Source organism: Streptosporangium sp. LJ11 (assembly GCF_051918945.1).
GTDB lineage: Bacteria > Actinomycetota > Actinomycetes > Streptosporangiales > Streptosporangiaceae > Streptosporangium.
This window is the reverse complement of sequence record NZ_JBPXMB010000065.1, coordinates 1-8,577: the sequence shown is the minus strand read 5'-3', so window position 1 is coordinate 8,577 and position 8,577 is coordinate 1. Positions and strand designations below refer to the sequence as shown.

Genomic DNA, 8,577 nt, shown 5'->3' with positions numbered 1-8,577 from the left:
GCTTCGTCCTCGAATGAGACCCGGACGGAGAACGCGGACATGAGAAAGAGGGGTGACGGCGACGCACCCCTCTTTCGCCCACTCATTAAAGGGACGGCAGCACGGTAGAACAGCGTCCGAAGCCTCTGGTTGTGACGAACGTGATCGTGGTGATCAGCCCGTCTACCAGGAGCTTCTTTGCGTCATCAGGCGAACACCGGCCCTACGGTCATACTGTGACCAGCGGTTGGCCGCCAGAAGATGAAAAAGGTTCACTGTTGTTCACGGCCATTGCTTTCTTCTCCTTCGAGCTGGAAGTTCGCACTCGAAGGATCACGCGATGATCGTCCTCATTTCACGGCGACACGCTCGCTAGCTGGGGAAACCCATGCACCACCCCCGTGGAGGCAGCTACGCGGGCAATCGTCATCAGTATTGGGTTGTTGCGCCCTGACCGCAACCGCACGCTAACACCGTTTCCTGAAATGGGGTCTTGTGCTGCCAGAAGAAGAACGTTTTAATCCCCCCTAACGCAGAGCTGACAAGAGCCAGGAGAGCATGTGATCGTCTACGGCGGCGCCCGGAACCCCGAGCGGTGGCCGGAACGAGCCTGGATCACGCCTGTCGTACTGAAGACCATCAACCTGATGCTCCGCCGGCATCGGGAAATGGACCGGTTCGGCTTCGGTGCCGAGGTGGACGTGGTGGCCGCCGACGCCACCACCTTCTTCCAGTGGCGCACCTCGCGGGCCGGTGCCGAGAAGTGGCACTCGGGCACGGTCCCGCACGCCGGCGTCGGCACCAAGATCTGGCGCGAGGTCGCCACGGCGCCCCCCGAGGGCGCGCCTGTCGAGGGGGTCCTGTCGGTCTCACCTGGCGCTGTTCGAACTGCTCATCCGGAAAGCGCTTTCCTAGAGGAGGGAGGAGGATGAGCTACCACAACGCCCTGGCCATTCCCGAGGACGTCAAGGGCTTCCAGCTGGAGGGCTCCGGCGCGATCACCTTCCCAAGGGGCCGGATGCGGCTGGAGAGCCTGCGGCCATCGGAGGACGGCCAGGAGGCCAACATCGTCCTGTGGTGCCCCGAGGACTTCGACGGAGACGTCACGATCGAGTGGGAGTTCTGGCCGGTCAACGAGCCCGGCCTGGCCATCGTGTTCTTCCACGCGCGAGGCAGGCAGGGCGAGGACCTGTTCGACCTCGCTCCTCGCACCGGTCCGTACGAGCAGTACCACCACGGCGACCTGGACGCCTACCACGTCTCCTACTTCCGCCGGATGTGGCCGTCGGAGCGCAGGTTGCACACCTGCAACCTGCGCAAGAGCCACGGCTTCCACCTCGTCGCCCAAGGGCCGGACCCGCTGCCCGCGGCGCTCGACGCCCAGGGGCCGTACGAGATGCGCCTGACCGTGGCCGGGGGTGAGATCGCCTTCTCAGTCAACGGCCTGGAGAGCTTCCGCTGGCGCGACGAGCACCCGCTGCCTGGCGGGAAGATCGGCTTTCGCCAGATGGCTCCGCTGATCGGTGAGTACGCCAACCTGAAGGTGACCTCGCCATGATGCGCCTCTACCCGGCCTTCGACGAGGTGTGGTGGGCCATCCGCCTCAACGCGCTGTGGCTGCTGTTCACCCTGGCCGGCGGCGTCGTCCTGGGCATCGGCCCGGCGACGGTGGCCGCCTACACCCTCGCCCGCAGACACGCGATGGGCGAGGGTTTCCCGCCCCTGCGCGCGTTCGCCACCACCTACCGGCGGGAGTTCGCGCGGGGCTCGCTGCTGGTACTCCCGATCCTCCTGGCGGCGGCCGTACTGTCCACCACGACCCTGTACGGCGCGGCCTCCCTGATCGCCCTGCTGTTCCTGGCGATGATCGCGGCATACCTGCTGCCCATGTACGTCCATTTCGACCTGCGGCCACGCGACTACCTCCCCAAGGCGTCGCTGTTCGCGCTCGCCCGGCCCGCGTCCTCGATCGTGCTGCTGTTCGCCCTGGCGGCGACGGCCTACGCGGTGTCACTCCTGCCCCTCCTGCTTCCCACGCTCGCCGTGGGCGGCTGGATCCAGCTGAACACCTGGCTGGCCTTGCGCTTCTTCGCCGAGAACGAGGCGCTCCTGCTTGCGAAAGGCAACTGATGAACACCACCCCCCGCCGACTGCTGGCCGGCATGTTTGCGCTAACAACCTTGTTCGGCGCGGCCGCGTGCGGCAGCGAGAACGAAGGCGGCCAGGCCGCGCCCGCCGCGCTGAACCTCATGGTCAAGCTCTTCGGCGCCGCACCGGACCCCAACGGCGAAATGCACAAGGCCGTGGAGAAGCTCGTCGGCAAAAAGCTCAACATCACCTGGGTGCCGGACGCGGACTACCCCTCGAAGACCAACGTCACCCTGGCCTCGGACAAGCTGCCCGACCTCCTGGTCGTCAACCCCAAGGACGCCGCGTTCACCAAGGCGGCCCAGGCTGGGGCCTTCTGGGATCTGACGGACAAGATCAAGAAATACCCGAACCTGCCCCAGGACCCCCGGATCCTGGCCAACGCCTCCACCAACGGCAAGAACTACGGCGTCTACCGGATCCGTCCGCTGCTTCGCTCGGCGATCCTGCTGCGCAAGGACTGGCTGGACAAGCTGGGCCTGAAGGAGCCGGAGACCACCGACGATCTCTACGAGATCGCCAAGGCCTTCACCGAGAAGGACCCCGACGGCAACGGCAAGAAGGACACCTACGGCCTGATCCTGCCGAAGTGGCCGGCTCCCAACTTCAGCGCCTCCAGCCCGTACAACGCGATCGACGTCTGGTTCGGCGCCCCGAACGGCCACGCGGTGCGCGACGGAAAGCTGGTGCCGGAGTTCGACGCTCCCGAGTTCTGGGAGGCGCAGAAGTACATCAAGAAGTTCATCGACGAGGGCTTGACCAACCCCGACTGGGCCACGCTCGACACCGCCAAGTGGAGCGACCCGTTCGTCCAGGGCAAGGGCGGCATCATCATCGACGTCAACGTTCGCGCCGACCAGCTGTTCCAACTGTTCAAGCAGGCGGACGCGAGCGACTACCAGACCAAGGTCGCGATGGCGGGCAACCTCAAACGCCCCGACGGCCAGAAGTTCTCGCTGCCCTTCACCGGCTACAACGACGTCATCGCCATCTCCAAGCAGACCATCAAGACCGAAGCGCAGCTCGACGACGTGCTCAAGATGATGGACAAGCTGGCCTCCAAGGAAGGCGCGACCCTCCTGAACAACGGCATCGAGGGGAGGAACTTCAAACTCGACGGCGAGTACGCAGTCAAGATCAACGACCAGGACCCCGCCATCCAGACCATCAACAACGATGTAGAGAAGGGCTTCATCCAGCTCGGCACCAGCGCCAGCGTCGGCTTCTCAAGCGACAAGGCGTACGAGTGGAAGCGCGCCACCCCCGAGGAGCAGGCCATCGAGGAAGAGAAGAAGACTCTCTCCGAACTCGACCTGCAGACGGCGCAGCACGACCCGACCCTGCCCTACATCTCCAAGACCGCGGTGGACAAGGGCGCCACGCTGAACCCGATCCCCACCGACGGGCGGATCAAGTTCCTCGCGGGTGAGCTCACCGAGGAGCAGTTCAAAGCCGAGATCAAGCGCTGGTACGACAGCGGCGGCACCCAGGTCATGGCCGAGCTCCTGGAACTGATCAACAAGGGCTGACGCCCTGACACGCCGTGTTCCGCGAGGGACTCCCACCGAGTCCCTCGCGGAACACGCGAGAAAGGAGGCCGCCATGGCCACCGACCTGGCACGGGTGCCCGCCAAGGTGGCCACCGACAAGCCCGCAGGGCCACGCGGCAGGTTGTTCCCACCTCTGTCCACGTTCGGGCGCCACCGCTGGCTCTTCCTGATGCTGCTGCCCGGCCTGGCCTACTTCGCCATCTTCAGGTACTGGCCGATGTACGGCCTGTCCATCGCGTTCAAGGATTTCGTGCCGTTCCTCGGCGTCGAAGGCAGCGAATGGGTGGGACTCAAGCACTTCGAGGATCTGTTCACCGGGCCCGACTTCGGCCGCCTGATGGGCAACACGATGATCATCGCGCTGCTGACGATCCTGATCGCCTTCCCGGCGCCGATCATCGTCGCGCTCCTGCTCAACGAACTGCGGGTGCGCTGGCTCAAACGTGCGGTCCAGTCGCTCATCTACATTCCGCACTTCCTGGCCTGGACCATCGTCGCGTCGCTGACGTATCTGCTCTTCTCCGTCGACTACGGCGTGATCGCCGACTGGATCCATTCGATCACGGGCGGGCAGAAGGTCGACTACGTCGCCCAGGAGGCGTGGTTTCGGCCGATCATCATGCTGCAGACGGTCTGGAAGACCACCGGCTGGGGCACGATCATCTACCTGGCCGCGCTGGCCGGGGTCAACCCCGACCTGTACGAGGCCGCCCGCATGGACGGCGCCGGGCGCTGGAGCCAGTTCTGGCACATCACCCTGCCCGCCATCCGGCCCACCATCGTCATCATGGCCATCCTCACCTCCGGCAACCTGCTCGACCAGAGCTTCGAGCAGTTCTGGCTGCTGCGGAACTCGCTCAACGCGGGCGTCGCCGACGTCTTCGACACCTTCGTCTACTACGTCGGCATCACACAGGGCGGCTACAGCTACGCCACCGCGGTCGGTCTGTTCAAGGGCGTCGCCGGACTGGTGCTCATCTTCGGCTGCAACTGGCTGGCCAAGCGCCTCGGCCAGCGGGGCCTGTTCTGAAGGAGGGGTGCATGGCGCACAACCTGACCGCGAAGAAGCTGGCGGAAACCCCCGCCACGGTGAGCAACTACAGCTCCTGGGGCAGCCGGCTCTTCGACGCGTTCAACATCGCATTCCTCGTCGGCCTGGCGCTGGTGACCATCCTGCCACTGATGTACGTGCTGGCCGGGTCCTTCGCCACCGAGGCGGAGATCGCCACCAGGCCGTTCTTCCTGTGGCCGGACACGTTCATCACCAGCACCTACGACTACATCTTCAGCACTCCCGTCTTCCTCAAGGCGATGATCACCACCATCTGCGTGACGGCGGTCGGCACGCTGGTGCAGGTCATGTTGACGCTCACCATGGCCTACCCGCTGTCCAAACGGGCACTTCCCGGCCGAACCCTGATACTGAACCTGGTCATCTTCACCATCGTGTTCAGCGGTGGCATGATTCCCACCTACCTGGTGGTGCGAGACCTCGGCATGCTCGACAGCTACTGGGCACTGATCCTGCCTCTGGCGATCAACCCCTTCTATCTGATCATCGTTAAGAGCTTTTTCCAGGAACTGCCGGAGGCACTCGAAGAGGCCGCCCGCATCGACGGCTGCAACGAGCTGGGGGTCTTCTGGCGGATCGTGCTGCCCCTGTCCAAGCCGATCATCGCCACCTTCTCGCTCTTCTACGCGGTCGGCATATGGAACGACTACATGTCGCCCCTGCTCTACATCAACGACAACGACAAGTGGACGCTCCAGGTACTGGTCCGGATGCTCACCAGCGTCAACGCCGAGCGGTCGGTCTCGGCCTTCGACACGGTGCTCTTCCCCGAGCAGGGCATCAAGTTCGCCGTCGTGGTCGTCGCGACTCTGCCGATCCTGCTGGTCTACCCGTTCCTGCAGAAACACTTCGCCAAGGGCGTCATGATCGGTTCGGTGAAGGAATGACCGAAGTACGCTGGCTCGACGGGGCGCGCAGGCAGGGTGTCACCTGGGGAGTTCCCTGGCCGCGCGGCACCGTGGCCGCAGGGACCGGTTTCGCCCTGCGCGACGGCACTCCCGTGCAGAGCTGGGTCACCGCCACCTGGCCGGACGGCTCGGTCAAGTGGTCCGCCCACGCCATCGGCCCGCAGAGCGACCCCTCCGACGCCTACGAGCTCTGCCCGCGGGCCGTTCCCACCCTGCCCGAGCATCCGGTCACCGTGACCGGCCGGACGATCCGCTCGGGCCCGGTCACCTGGCGACTCGGCGGCGGGCTCATCGAGTCCATCTCGTACACGGAGTCGGAGAGCTCGCGACGACACCGCTCCCGCGAGATCGTCAGGAACGTCCGCCTGGTCAGCATCCACGACGACGAGGTGACCGCCACCGTCGAGCGGGTCACCGTCGAGCAGGCCGGCCCGGTCCGCGCGGTGGTCAGGGTCGAGGGCAGGCATGGTGCCCGGCTGCCGTTCACCGTGCGCCTGTACTTCTACGCGGGCTCGCCCGAGGTCCGCCTGGTCCACAGCTTCGTCTGGGACGGCGACCCGGAGCGTGACTTCCTGCGCGGACTCGGCCTGCGCGCCGACGTGATCATGCGCGACGAGCCGCACGACCGGCACGTCCGGCTGGCGGGGCCGTCCAGGGAATTCGGCGAGGCGGGATCGGCGACCGGGTTCCTGACCGAGGCCGTGCGCGGCCTGACCGGCCTGCGCCGCGACCCCGGCGCGGCCGTACGGCGGGCGCAGGTCGAAGGGCGGGCGGCCGATCCGTCGGCGCTGGCCGACCACCTGCACCTGATTCCCACCTGGAGCGACTACACGCTCGACCAGAACAGCGCCGACGGCTTCCTGCTGCGCAAGCGCACCAAGCCGGGGCATGGCTGGGTGACGATCCCCTCCGGCACCCGCTCCCAGGGGTACGGCTACGTGGGCGGCATCAGCGGCGGTCTCGGCTTCGGCCTGCGTGACTTCTGGAAGCTCCACCCCACCCGGCTCGACATCCGCGACGCCGCCACCGGCCTGGCGGCCGCGACCGTCTGGCTCCACTCCCCCGGCGCCCAGCCCATGGACCTGCGCTTCTGGCACGACGGCCTGGGCCAGGAGAGCCACAGGGAGCAGCTGGAGGGCCTGGAGATCACCTACGAGGACCACGAGCCCGGGTACGGCACCCCGTACGGCATCGCCCGCACCCACGAACTGTCGCTGTGCCTGTTCGAGGCCACCCCGTCGAACGAGGCGCTGGCCGAGCGCGCCGCCGGTCTCACCCCGGGGCTGCTGGTAGCCTCCCCCGAGTGGATCAAGGAGGCGGGCGTCTTCGGCACGTGGGCGCCGCGCTCCGACGACGCGCCGATCGAGGAGCGGCTGGACTTCCTCTTCGACCACTACCTCGCGCAGCAGGAGCAACGCCGCTGGTACGGGTTCTGGGACTACGGCGACGTCATGCACACCTACGACGCCGACCGGCACACCTGGCGCTACGACATCGGCGGCTACGCGTGGGACAACTCCGAGCTGTCACCCGATCTGTGGCTGTGGTACCAGTTCCTGCGCACCGGCCGTGCCGACGTGTTCCGCTTCGCCGAGGCGATGACCCGCCACACCGGCGAGGTGGACGTCTACCACCTGGGCCCGTGGAAGGGCCTGGGCTCCAGGCACAACGTGCAGCACTGGGGCTGCTCCTGCAAGCAGCTGCGCATCTCCAGTGCGATCTACCGGCGCATGTTCTACTACCTGACCGCCGACGAGCGCACCGGCGACCTCATGGACGAACTGTCCGAGGACGCGGTCGCCGCACTCGACCCCCTGCGGAAGTATCGCGACGTCTCCGAGCCGAGGATCGGCCTGGGCACCGACTGGGGCGCGCTCGCGGCGATGTGGCTCACCCGGTGGGAGCGCCACCGCGACGTCGGCGCGCGCGACAAGCTGCTGGGCACGATGGCCGATCTGGCGATCCTGCCACATGGCTTCCTGGCCGGGGAGGCGGAGCTGCGTGACGGTCGTCTACGCCGGACGGCGGACGAGATCACCCTCTCCCACCTGTCGGCCGTCTTCGGGTTGCCGGAGGTCTGCGCGGAACTGATCGACCTCGACCTGGGGGTGGTCGGCTTCGAGGAGGCGTGGCTGGAGTACTGCCGCCGCTATCTCACCGACCCGGAGCTCAGGGGTGTCTCGCTGATCCAGGCGCACAGCCGCCTGGCCGCCTACGCCGCCGTCCGTACCGGGGACCGGAGTCTGGCCGACGTGGCATGGCACGCCTTCGACGTCGGCGAAGGCGACCAGCTCAACGTCAACCCCCTGCAGGCCCAGCGCGACTGGCAGCTCACCCACGTCCGAGATGTGAGCGTCCTCATGCCCGTCGACGAGGCTCCGTATGTCTCCACCAACGACGCCAGCCAGTACGCGCTGGCGGCGATTCAGCTCCTGGCACTCATCCCTCGGAGGTAGGTACTCGCCGAGGAGCGGACCTTCGTGCTGAGCGACGGCGCCGTGGCGCAGAGCCGGCCGATCGCCTGTTGGCCGGACGGCTCGGTCAAGTGGACCACCCATACGATCGCTCCGGCCACGCCGGGACTGTACGGTTTTCGGCTCTGGCTCACTTTCGGTGGTGACGGAACGTGCGCATCAAGCTGACGCCGCGGAGCTGGGCGAGTTCCTCATCAAACGCCCGAGAGATCGTGCGATTGCCCGTGCCCTTGCGGCCGGACCGCGTCACGACCCCTTTTGGCCAGCTGATTCATCCCTAGCGCGCCCTTATCGCCTGTGACCACGCTCGGTCACCACCGAAAGTGGGCCAGAGCCGAAAGTGAGACAGAGCCGTTCACTGGACAGACCCACATGGCACGAGATCGGCACCGGGGGCGTGAGGGCTGCGCCGCGGATCCGCGGATCCGCGGTCACGTCGAGACGAC

Annotated in this window: 8 protein-coding genes; all 8 read left to right on the top strand. The window is 66.6% G+C overall.

Annotated elements, in window-relative coordinates; translation table 11 throughout:
* The first annotated feature begins 539 nt into the window (after positions 1-539).
* Entirely contained in the window at positions 540-911 is a 372-nt protein-coding gene (locus tag ACTOQ3_RS43160) for a beta-galactosidase (RefSeq protein ID WP_440089851.1), read from the top strand.
* The gene (locus ACTOQ3_RS43155; protein WP_440089850.1) at positions 908-1,537 is read left to right on the top strand and encodes a DUF1961 family protein; all 630 of its coding nucleotides are present in this window, start codon (positions 908-910) and stop codon (positions 1,535-1,537) included. The genes ACTOQ3_RS43160 and ACTOQ3_RS43155 overlap by 4 nt, the downstream gene beginning before the upstream one ends.
* Positions 1,534-2,109, top strand: coding sequence for a YesL family protein (locus ACTOQ3_RS43150; protein ID WP_440089849.1), 576 nt, complete (start codon positions 1,534-1,536; stop codon positions 2,107-2,109). Before ACTOQ3_RS43155 ends, ACTOQ3_RS43150 begins: the two co-directional genes overlap by 4 nt.
* Positions 2,109-3,656, top strand: coding sequence for an extracellular solute-binding protein (locus tag ACTOQ3_RS43145; RefSeq protein WP_440089848.1), 1,548 nt, complete (start codon positions 2,109-2,111; stop codon positions 3,654-3,656). The genes ACTOQ3_RS43150 and ACTOQ3_RS43145 overlap by 1 nt, the downstream gene beginning before the upstream one ends.
* A 73-nt stretch (positions 3,657-3,729) precedes the next feature.
* Positions 3,730-4,707 (top strand): ABC transporter permease, encoded by a 978-nt coding sequence (locus tag ACTOQ3_RS43140; protein WP_440089846.1) that lies wholly within the window; start codon positions 3,730-3,732, stop codon positions 4,705-4,707.
* A gap of 11 nt (positions 4,708-4,718) precedes the next feature.
* Positions 4,719-5,636 carry a carbohydrate ABC transporter permease gene (locus ACTOQ3_RS43135; protein WP_440089844.1) on the top strand — a complete coding sequence of 306 codons (918 nt, stop codon included), beginning with the start codon at positions 4,719-4,721 and terminating at the stop codon, positions 5,634-5,636.
* Positions 5,633-8,113, top strand: a complete 2,481-nt coding sequence (locus ACTOQ3_RS43130; RefSeq protein ID WP_440089842.1) for an exo-rhamnogalacturonan lyase family protein — start codon at positions 5,633-5,635, stop codon at positions 8,111-8,113. The genes ACTOQ3_RS43135 and ACTOQ3_RS43130 overlap by 4 nt, the downstream gene beginning before the upstream one ends.
* Positions 8,114-8,137: 24 nt before the next feature.
* Entirely contained in the window at positions 8,138-8,299 is a 162-nt protein-coding gene (locus ACTOQ3_RS43125; protein ID WP_440089840.1) for a hypothetical protein, read from the top strand.
* Positions 8,300-8,577: the final 278 nt, after the last annotated feature.